The organism is Geofilum sp. OHC36d9 (assembly GCF_052400685.1).
GTDB lineage: Bacteria > Bacteroidota > Bacteroidia > Bacteroidales > Marinilabiliaceae > CAZHHH01.
The window spans coordinates 82339-101537 of record NZ_JBQTGJ010000008.1; the positions used below are offsets into that span (position 1 = coordinate 82339).

The window sequence follows — 19199 nt, forward strand, 5'->3', positions numbered from 1 at the left end:
ATTTTATTTTGCTCTGGAAATGGTTTGTAATTATCGTCTGTTTCCTTTTCCTAAAGCCCTGCAAAAATAGATTGTTTAGTTCAATTTTACAACTGGTTTGTAAAAAAAATATCATCTTTGCAGCAAAGAAAAGATTAAGTCTTGATTATGAATAAAGTTATAGGAATGGGAAATGCATTAGTCGATGTTCTGATGCAGGTTAATGACGAAGCAATATTGCGCGATTTGGGATTGCCGAAAGGGAGTATGCAATTGGTTGACAGTGCGATGGCTGATAAGGTTCAATCTATTGCCGGCACCAATGGTAACACAAGAGCCTCTGGAGGGTCCGCTGCGAATACGATTCATGGATTGGCTGAGCTGGGGGTTGCGACCGGTTTTATTGGTAAAGTGGGGCGCGACGACTGGGGTGAATTTTTTCGGTCTGACATGGTAGCGCGGAATATTCATCCTTTTTTATTAGAAAGTAATACTGAGTCGGGGCGTGCCATGGCTTTGATTACACCAGATTCGGAACGTACATTTGCTACTTTTTTAGGGGCAGCAGTGGAAATGACGGCTACGGACTTACCAAACGGTATCTTTTCGACCTATAACTATTTTCATATCGAAGGGTATCTGGTGCAGAACCGGTCGTTGATTGAAGCAGCATTAAAAATGGCCAAATCAAATGGATTGAAAATTTCGCTCGATCTGGCCAGTTTTAATGTGGTTGAAGATAATCTGGAATTCCTTCAAGAGATGGTTGCTAAATACGTGGATATTTTATTTGCTAACGAAGAGGAGGCGCGTGTGTTTACAGGTGGTTTGGAACACGAAAAAGCCCTTAACAGCATGTCGGTAATGGCTGACATCGTTGTCTTAAAACAGGGCGCCAGCGGCTCTCTTATTAAACATTCTGGTACAACCGTTAAAATTGAAGCTGTTAAAGCCAATGTAATTGACACAACGGGTGCTGGTGATTTGTATGCTGCCGGCTTTTTGTATGGTCTTATTAATGGCTTTTCGTTGGAGAAGTGTGGCCGCTTGGGAGCTTTGCTTTCTGCCAGGGTTATTGAAGTTATAGGTCCCAAGATGGATGATAAGAAATGGGCAGAGATTAGGAATGCGGCTGCGCTTATTGTGGATTAGAAGAGGTTAATCGGCCTTTTTATTTAGATCAATCCTAGCCCTAAGCCAACGGAGATAATGATTAGCATAATAGCGACCAATAATCGAATCACATGAATGGTTATTTTTTTGAGCAGTTTGTTACCGATCCAGGCGCCGGCAATGGCTGAAATCACAGCCAGCGATACCAGCAGCAAATTATCAACCAGTCCCGATTGTGTAAACCGGGTGGCATAAACCCCCAGTCGTGTAAAATCGACAAAGGTTGCGACTACAACGGTCGTCCCCAGAAATGCGTCTTTTGACAGGCCTGCTTTTATCAGGAACGCACTGCGTAGCGCTCCTTGGTTGCCCGAGAGTCCTCCAAAGAAACCACTGAGGGCTCCACCTAAAGGTAATTTCTGCTGACTAAAGTGCAAATTTTTGAAATATGGGATTAGATCCATACTGGCAAACGTGATTAGCAACAGGGAGATGATTAGTTTTACAGGGTAGACTGACAGTGTTTTATCAAATAGTTGATAGGTAAACAAAGGGGCGCTATCGGGTATCTTTAGTAATAACCAGGCGCCGGCAAAAGCAGCGATTATTGCTGGGATGCCAAAACGAAACAAAACGTTTTTGTTGGCATGTTTACCAACCAGAAGAATTTTAAACAAATTATTAAAGAAGTGAACCACGCCTGTTAGGGCAATAGCCAGATCAACCGGAAAGAAAAGCATGAACACAGGGGTCAGAATGGTTCCCAACCCAAAACCCGAAAAAAAGGTCAGTATGGCGGTGACAAATGCAGCCAGGCTAATGATAATAATTTCCATAAATATTATGGTTTTCTTCGTATAAAATGATTCAGGTAAGCTGGCTCAAAAAAAATGTTTTTCAGCCAGCTTACCTGAAATTTAATACGGCCGGTAAGGTTTTTTATGAAATTTTGCTCCCTTGCAAGAACTATCTGGTGTCAGCAAGAAAGCTCAAGTGCTTGATAAAAAATATTCAATTAAAGGCTTGCGAAGCCCGAAAAATGTGAGTTTACTTCCCGTAAATGACCATTTTTAGGACAAGCATAACGCAGAAGTAGGTTTTGCAGGCATTATTTAAATACCACCGTAAAATCCAGCTCAAATTCATCGTAAATAACATTGTCGCCAAGGTTATCAAAAAAGCTATTGGACCCGTAGCGAACGTCAAATTTTGAACGGTCAACCACCAGTTTTCCTTTAAAAATTTGTGTTCCTTCTTTAACACTTCTAACGACATTAAATGTCACCGGGTTGGTTTTGTCTTTAATGGTTAGACTACCTGTGAATTCGTAATTTCCTTTTTTTGTGGAAACGCCTTTAGTGATTATCAATTTTGCAGTAGGGTATTTTTCAACACCGAAGAAATCATCTGATTTGAGGTGACCAATTAGTTTGGCATTGGTATCTTTATCAGTGAGGTCCGTATTGGTGATACTTTTCATGTCAACGATAAATACACCATCGGTGTAGTTATTTTCTTTATATACCAGGGTGCCGGAAGTAAAGTTTATGTTACCGTGATGGGAGCCACCGATTTTTTTACCGGTCCATTCAATATGGCTGTCTGTTTTGACGAGTTTCAGCGTCTGGGCACCAGCGCCAAGCACTCCGATTAGCAGCAGACCGCTGATAAATACTATTTTTTTCATAATTCTGTTATTTGTGTTTATGTCGGATTAAAACATCTTAAATTGATTTTTGTTCAAACATTACGTTTTAAAGTTGAACGATGGGGATTGCAGCAACCGGCCTTTTTTATATTTTTACCGCATAGCTCGTAAAGAATATTGGTTGAACTGGGTTATTTGCTGAATGATTGTTTATAACTTATTATCTTTATCAATCCAATTTGATGTTCTGATCGTTTGGTAACAAATATTAATTATTAAGTATATTCTGATGATTGAAAAACTTAAATCAGCCGGACCCTGGCTGGCTGCCGTGGTTCTGTTTATTGTTTTGGCGTTTGCTTATTTTAGTCCGGTACTGAAGGGCCGTGCCTTGCCGCAAATGGACAATACGCATGCCATTGGTATGGCCAAGGAATTGATTGATCATGAAAACGCGACAGGTGAAAAGGCGCAATGGACCGATTCAATGTTTGGCGGTATGCCAGCCTATCAAATCAGAGGAGACGCGTCAGCTAATTTATTTAGTTATGTTAATAAAGTGGTACGTTTGGGGTTGCCTTACAACACTGTTGCCATTGTTTTTTTATACTTACTTGGTTTCTTTCTGCTTCTTAGAAGTATGGGGTTCAGTTACTGGCTAAGTGCCCTTGGGGCAGTGGGATTTGCTTTTAGTTCCTATAACTTTATCATCATCATTGCTGGCCATATTACTAAAGCGTACGCCATAGCACTCATGGCGCCGGTATTAGGAGGTGTTTTATATACCTACAATCGTAATAAATGGGCAGGGGCGTTGATGACAATCCTTGCTTTGGGGGCCGAAATCGCTTATAATCATGTTCAGATAACCTACTATCTGGCTATTCTTATTTTTATACTGGTCGTGAGTAGGTTTATTGCTTCTGTGCGACAGGGAACAATAAGAGATTTTGTGACGCGGAGTAGCTGGCTTGTTGGTGCTGCGGTTTTGGCGGTGTTGCCTAATATTACCGGGCTATGGACAACCTACGAGTATGGTAAGGAAAGTATTCGTGGAAAATCGGAGTTGGTGGAAGAGGAGACCGAACAAAAAGCCGGAGGGCTTGATCCCGATTATGCTTTTGCCTGGAGCTATGGCCGTTGGGAAACGCTGACTTTGTTGGTTCCCAATGTAATGGGGGGCGCTTCCGAGTCCATTGGAAATAATCCTGAATTGTTGCAAAATACCGATCCTCGACTCAAGGATGTTGTTGCTCAGCAGTCGCAATATTGGGGCAGTAAGCCTTTTACTTCCGGGCCTAATTATGCCGGTGCCGTTATCTGTTTTTTGTTTGTATTGGCACTCTTCTTTTATAAAGGAAAAGAGAAGTGGTGGCTGGTGGCAGGAACGATTATTTCTATATTGCTGGCCTGGGGACATAATTTGGAATGGTTTAATATGTTTATGTTTAATCATTTTCCGCTATACAATAAATTTCGTACTGTGGAGATGACACTTATAATTGCTTCGGTAACCATTCCGTTGTTGGCGTTATTGGGATTGCGTGAGGTTATTGAGAATCCGCGACTGCTTCGTCAGCATTCACGTAAGTTTTTGGCTGCATTGGCTTTGTCGGGAGGTGTTGCTTTGTTTTTGTATCTGTTTCCAGGGGTATTTAATTTTATGAGCGATGCCGAACTGGATGCCATCTTAGGACAAAAGTCGGCCAATCCTAATCAGGCAGCTTTGTACGATATGTTGATCCAGTCGTTGCAATCAGCCCGTATGACCTTGCTTAAGGCCGATGCTTTTCGTTCGCTGATGTTTATTGTTTTGGCCAGTGGCTCTTTGTGGTATTTTTCGGGTGATAAAATTTCAGCTAAATATGTAATTCCTGGTTTGCTGGTGCTTATATTGGTAGATTTATGGGGCGTTGACCGGCGCTATTTGAATAATGATAGTTTTAAACCGGCCAGACAGGTTAATAATCAGTTTGTGGCAGGGAAAGCTGATAAGGAGATCCTGGAAGATAAAGATCCCGGATACCGTGTTTTTTCTATTCAGAATCCCTTTAATGAAGTGCGAACCAGCTATTTTCACCATTCCATTGGCGGATACCATGGGGCTAAACTACAGCGTTATCAGGATTTGATTAATCGTTATCTCTCCGACGACGCGACGATGTTAATGGGGGCTTTGCAACGCGGCGAAAAACCCGATGGATTGTCTGTTTACCTAGCTAATATGCCGGTGTTGAACATGCTTAATACGCGGTATATTATTCTGCATCCTGAAATGTCACCTGTTTTTAATCCTCACGCATTGGGAAGTGCCTGGTTGGTTGAGGAGATGCAAATGGTGAAATCCAATAGCGAAGAAATCAGTCAGTTAAAACATCAGGATCTGCGGCTTACAGCTATCGTTCAGGAGGCGTTTGCAGATGTTTTGCAGGATGTGATCATTGGTGCTCCTGCGGATGGTGATACGGTTTATTTGGAAAAATATAGTCCCAGTTCTTTAACTTATCAGGCAAAGATTGAAAATTCGCGTTTGGCGGTCTTTAGTGAGATTTATTACCCCAAAGGATGGAAAGCTTATATCAATGGTCAAAAGGCGGATATTTTTCGTGCTAACTACGTTTTAAGAGCCTTGATTCTTCCGGCAGGTGAAAGTACAATTGAGTTCCGTTTTGAACCCATTTCTTATAAGTATGGAAAAATACTTTCGGCCATTAGCTCTTTATTAATTCTTTTGTTTGTAGCAGCTTATTTTTTACGTCGGAAGTATTTGAAATAACCTGTTTGCTGATTAGTCTAAGGGAGCGTTTTCTGAAGATTTTTAGATGTTTTTAATGGCAGCATTGTATCAATTCAGGATACAATGCTGTTTTTTAATGCCAAAGCAGTGGTGTTATTTTACAGCAGTTGTTTTTTTAGGGTTTCTACCACACCGTTTTCATTGTTGTTTTTTTCGGTGATGTAGCGCGCTGCTTTAAGTATTTCCGGATGGGCATTTTTCATGGCATAGCTGTAATTCGATACAGCCATCATCTCCAGATCGTTTAGGTAATCACCAAAAACCATGGTTTCTTCAGGAAGAATACCAAGGTGTTTCTGGATTTTACTTACAGCAGCCCCTTTGGTTGCAGTATTGTTGGCTATATCCATCCATTCCTGGCCCGAAACCGCAATCTTAAACCCCTTGTGGTAACTTTCAAAAACGGGATAACTGTTTTTTTCAGGATTTTGAAAGTCATAGATAGCTAATTTTAATATTGTATCGTTTACCTGCGTCAAATCGGGGACTTTTTTTAACCTGTAATAATATTTTTCGGCTTCTTTCTGAAATTGTGGAAGGGAATTTTCAATGTAGGCCGAATTCAGTCCACAAAGGACAATTCCGGTTTCGGGTATTTGACGGGCCATTTTAATGAAATTAACGGCGTCGTTATTAGGAAGTGGGTTAATAAGCAGTTGTTCTCCTTTATAACTAACAATGGTCCCGTTTTCGGCTATAAAAAGAGTTTCGTCTTTGATGTTTCGAAATTCATTTATGAGGGAATAGAGCTGACGACCGCTGGCAACCGAGAAGATGATGCCTTTTTTTATCAGTTGTTGGCGAACCGACCAGAATTCCTGGTTTATCTCTTTTTTATCGTTGAGAAGCGTACCATCCAGGTCGGTAATAACCAGTTTTATATTCATAATTCTTTGTTCAGTATGTCGTAAATTCGGGTGTTAGGTTCACGGCACAGAAATTATTTTTACAGAGGGTTAATCAATAAATCGTTTTACAATATTATTATAGGCATCAATGCGCCGGTCGCGCAGAAAGGGCCAGATGCGACGAACCGATTCGGAGCGTTCCAGATCAATATCAACGATGAGAATTTCTTCGTTTTCGTTACCGGCCTGGGTCAAAAATTCGCCTTGCGGTCCGGTGGCAAAACTGTTTCCCCAAAATTGAATGCCATTGGTTGCGCCCGACGGATCAGGTTCGTATCCTACGCGGTTTACGGCTATTACCGGCAGGCCATTGGCTACGGCATGCCCTCGCTGCGAAATAATCCAGGCGTCTTTTTGGCGTTTTTTTTCGTCAGAAGAGTCGGTGCTTTCCCAACCGATGGCCGTTGGGTAGATGAGTAAATCGGCTCCACTTAGTGCCATTAATCGGGCTGCTTCAGGGTACCATTGGTCCCAACATACCAGTACGCCCAATTTCCCAAGTGAGGTTTGGATGGGTTGAAAACCGAGATCGCCGGGCGTGAAATAGAACTTTTCATAATAGGCGGGGTCATCGGGGATGTGCATTTTACGATATTTGCCGGCAATGGAACCGTCTGCCTCCAAAACAACGGCGGTGTTATGATACAGTCCGGGTGCTCTTTTTTCGAAGAGTGACGTTACAATAACCACTTTTAGTTCGGCGGCCAGTTGTCCAAACCGATGAGTCGAGGGGCCTGGTATGGTTTCTGCCAGATCAAAGATTTGAGTATCTTCTGTCTGACAAAAATAGAGGCTGTTGTGAAGTTCTTGCAAAACAATGAGCTGCGCGCCTTGTGAAGCGGCTTGGCGAATGCTGTGATCCAGCTTTTGCAGGTTGGTCTCAATTGTAGGACTGTTGCTTTGCTGGATGAGCGCTGTTTTTATAATCCTCATATGGTAAGTGTTGTTTAATACCCAAATACAAAGATATTTAAAAGGGGTCATTTCAGGTATAAATTTTATGAAATAATCTTAAGTAGTGTTTGTCTGTAAAGTCAACTACTTAGTTATGCCTGTCATAAACATAGTCATTTGCGAGAAGTAAATTCTCCTTTTTTTACTGCGTCAGCCTTAAATATTGCAGCTCAAACTTTTGTCTTTAGAGACAGAGATTAAGTAAGGTGAGGTGAATTCAGAAATTCAAAGAGTCAGAAAAATAGTTTTGGAAGAACTGGAAAATTGACCGTGTGAATTTTGTGTAGTAAGGTCCATGAATTCATAATCATAACGAAGACGTCCCAAAACAAATTATTGTTTTGAGACGTCTTCGTTACGATTTAAAGTCTTTTTATTTGGAGTTATAGCCCCATTTAATGAGTATGGATCCCCAGGTGAAACCTGCTCCAAAGGCAGCCAAAATAATGTTATCACCTTTTTTTAAGCGATCTTCCCATTCGTACAGGCAAAGTGGGATTGTTGCACCTGTGGTGTTACCGTAGCGTTCTATGTTGATCATAACCTGTTCTTTACGAATACCCATCCTTTCGGCCGTGGCGTCAATAATTCGCAGGTTTGCCTGATGGGGTACCAGCCAGGCCAGATCGTCGCCTTTAATGCCATGTTTATCCATCATTGCAACGGCCACATCGGCCATTTTCGAAACGGCATGTTTAAATACATGTTTCCCATCCTGGTAAATGTAGTGCATGCGTTTGTCAATGGTTTCATGTGAAGGGGGAGCTACCGAACCACCGGCTTTCATGTTGAGGTATTGACGTCCGAAACCATCGCTATGCAGCATGCTGTCAATAATGCCATTTTTTTCCTCAGTGGGTTCCAGTAATACAGCACCGGCGCCATCGCCAAAAAGAACGCATGTTGTTCGGTCGGTGTAATCGACAATGGAGCTCATCTTGTCAGCTCCAATTACCAATACCTTTTTTTTAGCGCCACTTTCAATAAATTTTGAGGCGGTGTCCAATGCGTATAAGAAGCCGGAACAGCCGGCATTGATGTCGAAGCTGTGGGCATTTCGAATGTCTAGCTTGTCGGAAATGATGTTGGCCGTTGCAGGAAATACATGGTCGGGCGTTACTGTGGCACAAATAACAAGATCAATTTCATCGGGTCGGATACCGGTTTTATCGAAGATCTTTTTTACGGCTTCCACGGCCATGTCAGAACTTCCTTTACCTTCCTCTTTTAGGATGTGTCGCTCTCTTATACCCACACGGGTCATAATCCATTCGTCTGAGGTCTCAACCATTCGACTCAACTCTTCATTGTTGAGGATGTAATCGGGCACGTATGCGCCTACAGCGGTAATAACAGCATGTAATTTATTCATGATTAATGGTTCGGTTTGTGACGTAAAAATTGGGATGCCTCCGGTTTCCCGCCAAAGAACCGGTGTTTTTACGCTTTGTACGACATTAATAAATTTTTTTATTCGGCTTTATGCCGGGTATGTGAGGTTAAAAAAAAATTGCCTCTAATTTTCATTAGAGGCAAAAATTTCTATTTTTAACCTGATTAGGCTGTAACTTCTTGTTCAACAGCTAGTTTTCCTCTGTAGTAACCGCATTCGCCGCAAACGGTATGCAACTTTACTGCTGAACCACAGTTAGAACATACACCCAGAGCCGGTGCTACGGCTTTATAGTGTGTTCTTCTTTTGTCTCTTCTGGTTTTCGACGTTTTTCTTTTAGGATGTGCCATTTTTCAAACCTCTTTACTTGTTGTTATTATCTAATAATTTCTTTAGTTCGTCCCATCTGGGATCGGTTGTTTCTTCATCCGGATTGTCATTCACTTCTTCCACCAGATAACCTGATAGTTGTTCGATCATCACCGGATTACAGGTGGAATTACCGTTTTCGTCCGTTGGATGTACGTGTCGTATTGGAAGTGAGGTGACGATTAAATCATAGATGGTGGCTGCAACATTTATTTCATGTGCTTCCTGTGGAATGGTGATAATGTCTTCCGACATTTCTTCATATTCCTGACCAAATTTGACATAAACCCTGGTGCTGTAATCCACGGGTAATTTAACCGGCTCAAGGCAAACGTCGCAGACGGATGCTACATTACCTTTTACAATGTAATCGAAAATAAGCATTTGACTGCTCTTTTTCATGTCAATGGTCACGTTTAGGTTTCCATCTTCATACATTGCACCCTCAAAAAGCGAAAAAAAAGAACCATCAATTTCGTATTTAAACTGATGATTACCATCTTTAAGGCCTTTAAAACCAATATTATAATCCTTCAATTTTCTCACTTCATCCTCTGGATAAAACTGTGCAAAGGTATAAAAATAAATATTGCAAGGAAAAAAAAACTGTTTTTTTCTGATAATGGGTCACTTTCATATGATTATAATTTGTTTTTCAGTTGCCATATGGAACTCGCCAGGATAATCATACTTCTGTGTGTGAAACAATTCCTCATGGCTCGTTTCATATGATTATAATTTGATTTTTAAGGTCATATGGAGCTCATCAGGATTAATCACACTCCTGTATGTAATGCTATTTCCATGATTCGTTTCATCTTTTTCAAGTTGCCCGATGGAACTCTCATGGAAATAAACATCCGCCTTTGAGAAGTGTTTTATTGTGGCTATTTTATGCTTTTTTAGACGAAGCTGGAGCGGCTGTAGTTAGCTGTATCCGGAAAGTGGTGCCCTTACCCGGAGCTGAAGTAATAATTGATAAATTTCCACCGTGATACTGCTGAATAATTCTTTGACTTAGGGTTAGCCCCAAACCCCAGCCTCTCTTTTTGGTTGAGTATCCAGGCTTAAAAGCACTTTTTTGTGTGCTTTTTGTCATTCCTTTGCCGGTGTCGGAGATGTCTATTATAACAGCTGTTTTTGCCCGTTGCAGAAGAATGTTAATGTGACCTTCTCCGGCCATGGCATCAATGGCATTTTTACAAATGTTTTCTATTACCCATTCAAAAAGGGAGCGGCAAATAGGAATAACAATTGGTTCAGTTGTTTTGTCATCCAGAGTAAAGACCACTCGAGCGGAGCTTCTTTTTTTTAAATAATTGACCATTCCGGCTATAACCTCATTAATGTTTTCTGGTATTAAATCTGGTTTACTGCCTATTTTCGAAAAGCGCGATGTTATTGTTTGCAGCCGTTGTACGTCGTATTGCATTTCGGAAAGTAGCTCGGGGTCGGTATTTTTCATTTTTAAGACGTCAACCCAGCCAAGCAGGGACGAAGTAGGCGTTCCCAACTGATGTGCCGTTTCGCGAGCCAGACCAACCCATACTTTATCTTGCTCCCATTTTCGTGAGAAACTGAAAGCGGCATACGCAATTGCCATGAAAATGAAGACAATGATAAGCTGAACAATAGGAAACCATTGTAATTTTACTAGTAAAAGAGATTTATTGTAATAGATATATTGGTAGTCGTTGTCCGAAAGTTTTACCGGTAGCGGATGACTGAATTTCTTCATGCGTTCCAGCATCTCCTTCAGTTTTATTTCGGGGTGTTTGTTGGGTAGTTTGATATTGCGATGAAAAACAATTTCTTCCTGGTTGTTGGTGACGATAACGGGTACTGTGGTGTTGTTACTGATGATTTCGAGCACCAGTGTGAGCGTACTTTTGGAAATGGAATCGGCTGCCAGCTGGCGGTTTGCCTCAGCCCACAGTTCTATTTTTTTCTGTTCTTCTTTTTTTAATTCGGTCACCAGCCGATTGGTATATAAAAGCGAAAACAGGCTTATGATGCCTGCCCCAACGAAAAGAAATAATTTCCACCAGCGGGTTTTATTGTATATCTCCATTTTTTTTATTTCACATGGGATTAACGGTATTTTTCATCCCTGTTTCTGAATATGCTGATATAACTGTTATAACGGGATTCGGCAATGGTGCCTTCCTCTACGGCTTGTTTTACGGCGCATCCGGGTTCGTGAAGGTGCAAACAATTGTGAAACTGACATTGGTGCGATATTTTAAATATTTCGCGAAAATAGTGATATAGTTCCTCTTTTTCTATCATCGTCAGACCAAACCCGCGAATTCCGGGTGTGTCAATTATATAGCCGCCAAATGAAAGAGGGTGCATTTCTGCAAAAGTTGTGGTGTGTTTTCCGGTTTGGTGGCTTTCCGAAATATTTCCGGTTTTAAGATTTAACCCGGGTTCCAGCCTGTTAATAAGGGTGCTTTTGCCAACGCCGGAATGTCCGGCAATGAGGGTGATTTTATTTTTTAACAGATCCTCAACAGCCTCCAGATTTTCTTGTTTCTTGGCGGATATGGACATGGTATGATAGCCTATTGACTCATATATTGAGCGCAACTCAGCAAGTTGTTCGTTGTGATTTAGGTCGTAGCGATCTGTCTTGTTGAATAGCAGGATTACCGGGATGTTGAAAGCCTCAGCCGATGATAGAAACCGGTCGATAAAAACGTTGGTTGTAACGGGGTAATTGATGGTTACCAGTAAAATGGCCTGGTCGATATTGGCCGCCAGAATTTGGGTCTGACGTGAGAGGTTGGTCGCCTTACGAATGATATAGTTTTTTCGGTTAAGAATCTTAACGATTACATTGTCTCCGGTTTGTTCGTCCGTTTCATAGTTTACAATATCACCAACTGCTACAGGGTTTGTATTGCCTGTAGCATCAAGTCTTAGCTTGCCTTTTATGCGGCAAGGCACAGGCGTTTCGTTGTTACTGCTTACCATGTACCAGCTACCGGTTGATTTTATGACAATGCCTTCCTTCATCTTTGAAAAATTACGCGGTTGAAAATAAATGATCTGTTGGGTTTCGGGTGAACCTTATTATCGTATGCAATTTTTAAACCGACTCAAAATTAATTATTTCCTTGTATTTACGATTCTCTTTTGGGAATAGAAATTTCATGGTTAATGAAAATTAAGGCTTTCGGTTGCTTATGTTGGTACTTGCGCGTTCTGCAGGTAGATTTGTTTTGAGCCCGGCAAAAATGTGAGGTTACTATGTAAAATGATCATTTTCAGGACAAGCACAACGCAAAAACTGGATCTTTTTTGCAAGTACTATTTATAAGGTAGCATCGTATTGGTGTTTGATTTTTCGTTCGTAGAAGAAAAGAGTGTTTTGGTCAGTTATTTCATGACATCAGTCAAAATTGTTGCTTTGTTAAAGTGACTCTGTGTTATCTTCACTTATTATTTCTCTAACACTAACTGATGTTTTATTCTCAACAGTCTGAAATTTTGCGGGATTATGAGCAAAGTTATGATCGTCATTTGTTTGCTTTTATGATGGAGATGGACGATTTGGTGCGTGCTGCACCGGATTCGTTAATATTGTGGAGCAAACTGTCGAAATTGGTTCGGAACCAACAGAATCTTGAGGCGGTTGCATTTTACAAGGTAGCCGACGATGAGTTTAAGGTTTTCAATTTGGTTGGTTCTGATATTTCCAACGAGAGTTCCTTCAAATGTACTTCATGCCTCACCTTTTTCACCTCTCCTGATTGCGAGGGTAATGATAATTCAAGCTGTTGTGATATTTCGTATTTTTTTACGCAGTTGGGGATGACAACCGATGAAGGTTACATTAAGGAGATCAGAATTAATAATAGGTGTTACGGATGGATTTTGTTTAAGCTTGATAAAAGCAGAAAAGACAATGGTTTTAATTTTCAGCTTTTGGAATGGCTGGGGCGATTGGTAGCCTGGAAATATGGGCAGGAAGAATTGATTAGCAAGCAGCAAGGGCTTCAATGTGATTTGCAGCAGTTAACTCAGGAAATGACTCATTCGCGATTATTTGTTCGTGGTTTATATCGGGAGGCCCCGTGGGGGGTTATGCAAGTAAGTAATGGCCGTATCCGGTTTGTTAACAGTAAAATTGCCGAAGCAACCGGCTATGATGTTAGTGATTTGATAAATAAATATGTATCAGAATTACTTTATCCTGATAACGGTTGCATCCTGAAGCTGGACCATTTTTTTGCTGAGATCGGATCTACAGGAAAGGGCAATATGGATATGTCGATTCGCTGTCGCAATGGGAGGCCATTGGTTTATATGGTAAAGGGATTTACCTTTTCGGCTGATGATGGGATTATATTGTTTTGTTGTGATAAGACCGACATCAGTGTGGTTGAAAACAGCCTGACTGAAAGTGAAGCGCGTAACCGAAAAATTTTGGAGGCCAACATCGACGGCGTTTTTATTATTTCCCGTAAGGGGCGTTTAATGTACGTGAATCAGGCCGGTTGTGAGATGACTGGTTATTCGCGAAACGAGCTGACCGATTTGGATCTGGAAACTTTATTCCCTTTTAATAAGGGATTGGAGGATTATTTTAGTATAACAAGGGTTATTCGCAGAGATCTGAGCTATCATGGCGACAGTCAGCTTTTGCGGAAAAATGGTGAAATGCGGTATGTGGAAATACATGGTACCACCATTTCGTTGGGTGAAAAAGAACATTATTATTTTAGCATTCATGATATTACAAGGCGTAAAAGAAATGAATCGGAATTAAAACTCAGTGAACAGAAATACAGGTCTTTATCTGAAAATCTTCCGGATTGTATTTTGCGGATTGGTAAAGATGGATTGGTAACTTATTACAACTCGGTTTCAGGTGTTTTGTTTGGGGATGAAAATATTACGATCGGTTTGTTGGTAAGTTATTTGCCGTTTCCCGACCAGAAAAAGATTTTTGGAATTGTTAATCGGGTTATAACCACTTGTGTTATTGAACACATCGAAATTGAACATTTTAGTGTTGGAGAGGACCGTAATGTTACCCTTGACTGGTCCTTTTCACCAGAATTTAACGATGCCGGTGAGTGTTACTCGGTGTTGGGCATTGGACGAAATATTACACTCCGAAAAGAAGCCGAAAAAAATTTGATTTTGGCGAAGGAGAAAGCGGAGGCTGCCGATAAAGTGAAATCGGTTTTTCTGGCTAATCTTAGTCATGAAATCCGTACGCCATTGAATGCTATTGTGGGGTTTGCCAATCTTTTGGATAAGCCTGAATTTGGCACTTTACAGAAGAAGGAATTTTCTGAAGTGATAAATAAGAACGCCGATAATTTAATTTGGATGATCAATGAAATACTTGATTATGCCAAAATGGAAAGTGGCCATTTGAAAATTATTAACAACCCGGTCGATTTAAAAGAATTTCTTTTCGGAATATTTCAGAGTTATCGGCCAAAAATGAATCTGCATTTTAAAGACCATGTCGAATTTCGATTGCAAAAGACGTTCGATTTGAAACCATCGGTGAAAATATTGGCCGATGTTAATCGTTTAAGGCAGGTGTTAACCAATTTCTTCGAAAACGCCATTAAATTTGTTGATGAGGGTTTTGTTGAATTGGGGTTTGAGATCGAGACCGATTGGGTGAAGATTTATGTCAAGGATTCTGGTATTGGTATTTTAAAAGAAAATCAGTCGGTTATTTTTGAAGCTTTTAGACAGGAAGAAGAAACGCCTTCGAAAAAATATGGAGGTACCGGTTTAGGGTTGGCCATTTGCAAGCGTCTGACCGAAGCCATGGGTGGCTCAATTGGTGTTGTCTCCGATAAAAATAATGGAGCTTGCTTTTTTGTGCGGTTAAAGCGGCTTGTTTAATTTTTATTTGAGTTGCCGGATGGAACCCGCATTTAAATAATTAAATTATCCCTCTGTGTAAGAATTTTTTTGTTATGATCGATTCATCTCTCTGATCGCTTGTCTGATGTTTTCCATATCGAGGCCTATTTCACGGAATAGTTCGGTTTGAGAGCCATGATCCACAAATCGGTCGGGCACACCCATTCTTTTAACATGTGCCTGATATCCGTTGTCCGACATAAATTCCAATATTGCGGTGCCTAATCCGCCAATAATGGTTCCGTCTTCGATGGTAATGATTTGGTTGAAGTGTTTGAAAATGTGATGTAATACACTTGTATCCAGCGGTTTTGCAAAACGCATGTCATAATGAGCTGCCGAAATATCTTCTGCTGCTATTTCTTCACAAATACGTTTAACTTTTACGCCTATAGGTCCTATGGTAAGGATGGCAATGTCAGTACCATCGTGAATTTGTCTGGCGGTGCCCGGTCGGATTTTTTCAAAGGGTTGTCGCCATTCAATATTTGAGCCTATACCGCGTGGATAACGAATGGCATAAGGGCCTGCGTTGGAAAGTTGAGCCGAGTACATCAGGTTGCGCAGTTCTATTTCATCCATTGGCGAAGCAACTGTCATATTTGGAATGGATCGGAGGTATGCCATATCGTATACACCATGGTGAGTGGCGCCATCAGCACCCACGAGACCACTCCTGTCCAGGCAAAAAACCACGTTTAGTTTTTGAAGTGCTACATCATGAATTATTTGATCGTAGGCGCGTTGCATGAACGATGAATAGATATTGCAGAACGGGACCATCCCTGAGACAGCCAGTCCGGCAGAAAATGTTACGGCATGTTGTTCAGCAATGCCTACATCAAAGACCCGGTCGGGCATGGCGCCCATCATAATATTCAGACTGCTGCCAGTGGGCATGGCCGGCGTGACACCGATGATTTTTTCATTTTTTTGAGCCAGTTCCAGTATGGTATGTCCAAATACATCCTGAAAACGGGGAGGCTTATTTTTGGTAGATGGTGTTTCTATAAATGCACCGGTATTTTTATCAAATTTGCCACCTGGCGCATGCCATGCTGTTTGATTTTCTTCAGCGGCCTTAAATCCTTTGCCTTTTTTGGTGATAACGTGCAGTACCTTAGGACCGGGTATGGTCTTAAGATCGCCTAATACCTGGATGAGGTGCCCGATGTCATGGCCGTCAACAGGGCCAAAATACCGGATGTTCAGACCTTCAAAAATATTGGTTTGTTTTGTCAGTAATGTTTTAATGCTGTTATTAACTTTTACGACCAGTTCGCGTGAACGAGGACCCACAACTTTTAATTTGCTCAGCATCCTTATTGCTTCTTTTCGAAGTCTGTTATACGTTTTACTGGTGGCAATATCGACCAGATATTCGCTGAGACCACCTACACTTGGGTCAATGGCCATATTGTTATCATTCAGGATAACAAGAACATTGGCTTGGGAAGTAGCCAGGTTATTGAGTCCTTCAAATGCCAATCCTGCTGTCATGGCGCCATCGCCAATAATGGCGACCACCTGCCGGTTGTTTAATCCTTGCTGGCGAAAAGCAGTGGCTATGCCCAGAGCTGCGGAGATAGAGGTGGATGAGTGCCCTACACCAAAGGCGTCATATTTGCTTTCGAAGATGTTGGGAAACCCGCTTATGCCTTTGTATTTGCGATTTGTTTGAAACTGTTCGCGTCGTCCGGTCAGTATTTTATGTCCATAAGCCTGATGCCCCACATCCCAAATTAATTTGTCGTCGGGGGTATTGAAAACATAGTGAAGGGCAACGGTCAGTTCAACCACGCCCAAACTGGCGCCAAAATGGGCCGGATTGCACGAAACGGCATCAATGATAAAATTCCGTAATTCCTGACAAACACGACCTAGCTGCTCTGGAGGCAGTCGCCGTAAATCATCTGGCAATTGGATAGTCTCAAGTAACGGGAATGCCGATTCTTCCATGTGCTTTAATTTAGGTGCAAATATAACTATTTATAAGGTTTTGTGAAGGGACTTTTTTATCGGGAATAAGTATCAATTGATTTTGGCTGATCTTTTTAGTGTTAGCAAGAAAACGTTGTTTTATTCGTTACGCCTGCTTTCAAAAGGCCATTTCCCATTTTAAGTTTACATTTTTGGACTTAGCAAGTTTTGAATTTGACCATTTCTTATCAAGCATTTGAGCTTTTTTTTACCGGTACTATATAAAATATTTTTTTTATAAGATTTTAAAAATGAAGCTTTTTTATCGGTCATCGGGGTTTTCCGGCAAGCAGTCATTCGGTCTTTTGTGTCAGATTTTTTTAATTTAAAAATGAGATAGTTTGTAATGTTAAATAGGCCCATATTATATAGCGAAGGGCTTTTCCTGTTAACATCCATATGGCCGTCGTGACGAAACGCGTTTTTAGTAATCCCAATGCTACCGCCAGAGGATCGCCTATAAATGGCAGCCAGCAGAACAATGCCACCCAACCTTCTTTGCCTTTAATTTTTTGATGTAACTTTTGTATTTTTGAGGCTGGTATACGAAGGTATTTTTCTATCCATGACCATTTGCCTAACCAGCCAATCCAGTAGGATGTTAAGCCGCCGGTCCAGTTACCTAATGTGGCTATGGTCAGTGTTAAAAATGGGTCGAATCCGGCTGCAAGCATTCCCGATAAAATAAGTTCTGAGCTGAATGGGAGTATGGTGGCTGCCATAAAGCTGGAAAAGAAAAGCAGTGGATAACCCAGGTTTTGCATCATACGTCAAAGATAGTTTATGATGTGTTACCTATTGCTTACATAATGTCTTTAATTATAGCTTGTTTTTCCAATATTGTCAATCTGACGTTTGGGATATGGGCGGAGAAGTTCGTTTTGTATCAGGGAGAGTTTTTGAATGTAAAGGCTTTTTTAGTGGATTTTGCGATGAAATAGAAAGAGTGTTTTAATAAATCCTTATTTTTAACCCATTTAAGCTTTTGTATGAAGAGTCTTTATTCTGCTTTGCTGGTTGCATTATTTGTTTTTGGGGGACGTGCTGAAGGGCAATCAAAATTACTTTTTCCTGACCGGATACCACATAATCTATCGCTTCAAGAAGGTGATGTCTATTTGTCTGTTGCCAATCAGAATTTCTTTATAAACAATGAATTGTCCCGTCTGGTTGTAAAAGGCTATACTTTGCCGGGACAAACGTTTTCCCCTTTTCTTCGTTATCAGCCATCACAGAATTTTTCAATAGATGCAGGGCTGCAACTGAAGCATTATTTTGGTGTAGATGAACCGGTTTATGTCAATCCGATACTCACCGCGTCGTTAAAAATGAATTCTGCGATTACTTTTAGAATTGGCGCCATTAATGGAGATCTGAATCATCGTTTATCAGATATTATTTATTTTGATGAGTATTATTTTGGCAGCAAACCTGAATATGGCGTTCAATTTGAAGTTAATACGGACCGACTGTGGTTAGATACCTGGATTAATTGGCAGGAATATATTGTAGAAGGTGACTCCGTATCTGAACAGTTTGTGGCTGGTGTGAGTGCGCAGTTGACATTGGCGAAATTTAATAACGGTTGGCAATTAACCATGCCATTGCAATTGATGGCTTTTCATAAAGGAGGAGAAATCGATTATTCTGACACGCCTGATCGCTCTGAGGTTAATACTTTGTCAGGTTTCGAGTTTGAGAATAAAAATGATAAAGCAACAATACGATGGGGCGGATTTGCTCATGTTTTGCTTTATAAGGAGTTGAAATCCGAAAAAAACAATGTTTTTAAAGATGGGTGGGGCCTTGAGGCTGGTTTTATGGTGCACTCGCGTAGCCATCAGATGCGTCTCAGCTGGTGGAAGGGGTCTGAGTTTTTGTCCGAAAATGGAAATCCCATCTATCAGTCGGTATCTGACTTTGATGAGGCATTTGTGTTTCCCGACACCCAATTTTTAACCGGAAAATACAGCTGGCATAAGACGTTTGCTCCGCAGCTTGATTTTTCTTTTTTACTTTATGGGTTTTATGATATTGAGCAGCGTGTTGTTAGTTATAGCTATGGCGTTCAACTGCTATATTCACCCTCCGTTTTTCTGAAAAATTTGAAAAAGGTCCGTTAGCCTCAATTTCTTTTGTACCTTTACAGCTCTGTTTTTG

At 41.0% G+C, this 19199-nt stretch carries 15 protein-coding genes; 4 read left to right on the top strand and 11 right to left on the bottom strand.

Features of this window, described 5'->3' with window-relative positions; all coding sequences use genetic code 11:
- Nucleotides 1-147: 147 nt before the first annotated feature.
- Nucleotides 148-1131: an adenosine kinase gene (locus ACT3CD_RS10030; RefSeq protein ID WP_444645337.1), complete on the top strand. Its 984-nt coding sequence runs from the start codon at nucleotides 148-150 to the stop codon at nucleotides 1129-1131.
- A 23-nt stretch (nucleotides 1132-1154) separates the two neighbouring features.
- On the opposite strand, the gene ACT3CD_RS10035 is transcribed toward ACT3CD_RS10030, so the two are convergent.
- On the bottom strand, nucleotides 1155-1928 hold the full coding sequence (locus tag ACT3CD_RS10035; RefSeq protein WP_444645338.1) for a sulfite exporter TauE/SafE family protein: 774 nt from the start codon (nucleotides 1926-1928) through the stop codon (nucleotides 1155-1157).
- Nucleotides 1929-2200: 272 nt separating this feature from the next.
- Nucleotides 2201-2779 (bottom strand): YceI family protein, encoded by a 579-nt coding sequence (locus ACT3CD_RS10040; RefSeq protein WP_444645340.1) that lies wholly within the window; start codon nucleotides 2777-2779, stop codon nucleotides 2201-2203.
- A 250-nt stretch (nucleotides 2780-3029) separates the two neighbouring features.
- On the opposite strand from ACT3CD_RS10040, the gene ACT3CD_RS10045 reads away from it, so the two are divergent.
- Nucleotides 3030-5516 (top strand): YfhO family protein, encoded by a 2487-nt coding sequence (locus tag ACT3CD_RS10045; protein ID WP_444645342.1) that lies wholly within the window; start codon nucleotides 3030-3032, stop codon nucleotides 5514-5516.
- A 119-nt stretch (nucleotides 5517-5635) separates the two neighbouring features.
- On the opposite strand, the gene ACT3CD_RS10050 is transcribed toward ACT3CD_RS10045, so the two are convergent.
- The 7 genes from ACT3CD_RS10050 to rsgA form a co-directional block, all read right to left on the bottom strand.
- A complete protein-coding gene (locus ACT3CD_RS10050) occupies nucleotides 5636-6424 on the bottom strand; it encodes an HAD family hydrolase (RefSeq protein ID WP_444645344.1) in 789 nt (262 codons plus the stop codon).
- A 69-nt stretch (nucleotides 6425-6493) separates the two neighbouring features.
- Nucleotides 6494-7378 carry a carbon-nitrogen hydrolase gene (locus ACT3CD_RS10055; RefSeq protein ID WP_444645345.1) on the bottom strand — a complete coding sequence of 295 codons (885 nt, stop codon included), beginning with the start codon at nucleotides 7376-7378 and terminating at the stop codon, nucleotides 6494-6496.
- A 394-nt stretch (nucleotides 7379-7772) separates the two neighbouring features.
- A complete protein-coding gene (locus ACT3CD_RS10060; RefSeq protein WP_444645347.1) occupies nucleotides 7773-8771 on the bottom strand; it encodes a beta-ketoacyl-ACP synthase III in 999 nt (332 codons plus the stop codon).
- A gap of 185 nt (nucleotides 8772-8956) precedes the next feature.
- Nucleotides 8957-9142, bottom strand: coding sequence for a 50S ribosomal protein L32 (rpmF, locus tag ACT3CD_RS10065; RefSeq protein ID WP_444645349.1), 186 nt, complete (start codon nucleotides 9140-9142; stop codon nucleotides 8957-8959).
- A 13-nt stretch (nucleotides 9143-9155) separates the two neighbouring features.
- The gene (locus ACT3CD_RS10070; RefSeq protein WP_444645351.1) at nucleotides 9156-9707 is read right to left on the bottom strand and encodes a YceD family protein; all 552 of its coding nucleotides are present in this window, start codon (nucleotides 9705-9707) and stop codon (nucleotides 9156-9158) included.
- Between the two features lie 346 nt (nucleotides 9708-10053).
- Complete coding sequence (locus ACT3CD_RS10075) at nucleotides 10054-11232, bottom strand: sensor histidine kinase (protein WP_444645353.1); 1179 nt, start codon at nucleotides 11230-11232, stop codon at nucleotides 10054-10056.
- A gap of 20 nt (nucleotides 11233-11252) precedes the next feature.
- Nucleotides 11253-12179, bottom strand: a complete 927-nt coding sequence (gene rsgA, locus ACT3CD_RS10080) for a ribosome small subunit-dependent GTPase A (protein WP_444645355.1) — start codon at nucleotides 12177-12179, stop codon at nucleotides 11253-11255.
- 447 nt (nucleotides 12180-12626) lie between these two features.
- On the opposite strand from rsgA, the gene ACT3CD_RS10085 reads away from it, so the two are divergent.
- Nucleotides 12627-15038, top strand: a complete 2412-nt coding sequence (locus ACT3CD_RS10085; protein WP_444645356.1) for a PAS domain S-box protein — start codon at nucleotides 12627-12629, stop codon at nucleotides 15036-15038.
- 72 nt (nucleotides 15039-15110) lie between these two features.
- Here ACT3CD_RS10085 and dxs read toward each other — a convergent pair whose 3' ends face one another.
- Nucleotides 15111-17018: a 1-deoxy-D-xylulose-5-phosphate synthase gene (gene dxs / locus ACT3CD_RS10090; RefSeq protein ID WP_444645357.1), complete on the bottom strand. Its 1908-nt coding sequence runs from the start codon at nucleotides 17016-17018 to the stop codon at nucleotides 15111-15113.
- Nucleotides 17019-17359: 341 nt separating this feature from the next.
- Nucleotides 17360-17806, bottom strand: coding sequence for a YqaA family protein (locus tag ACT3CD_RS10095; RefSeq protein WP_444645359.1), 447 nt, complete (start codon nucleotides 17804-17806; stop codon nucleotides 17360-17362).
- 222 nt (nucleotides 17807-18028) lie between these two features.
- On the opposite strand from ACT3CD_RS10095, the gene ACT3CD_RS10100 reads away from it, so the two are divergent.
- Entirely contained in the window at nucleotides 18029-19162 is a 1134-nt protein-coding gene (locus tag ACT3CD_RS10100) for a hypothetical protein (protein WP_444645361.1), read from the top strand.
- Nucleotides 19163-19199 lie beyond the last annotated feature (37 nt).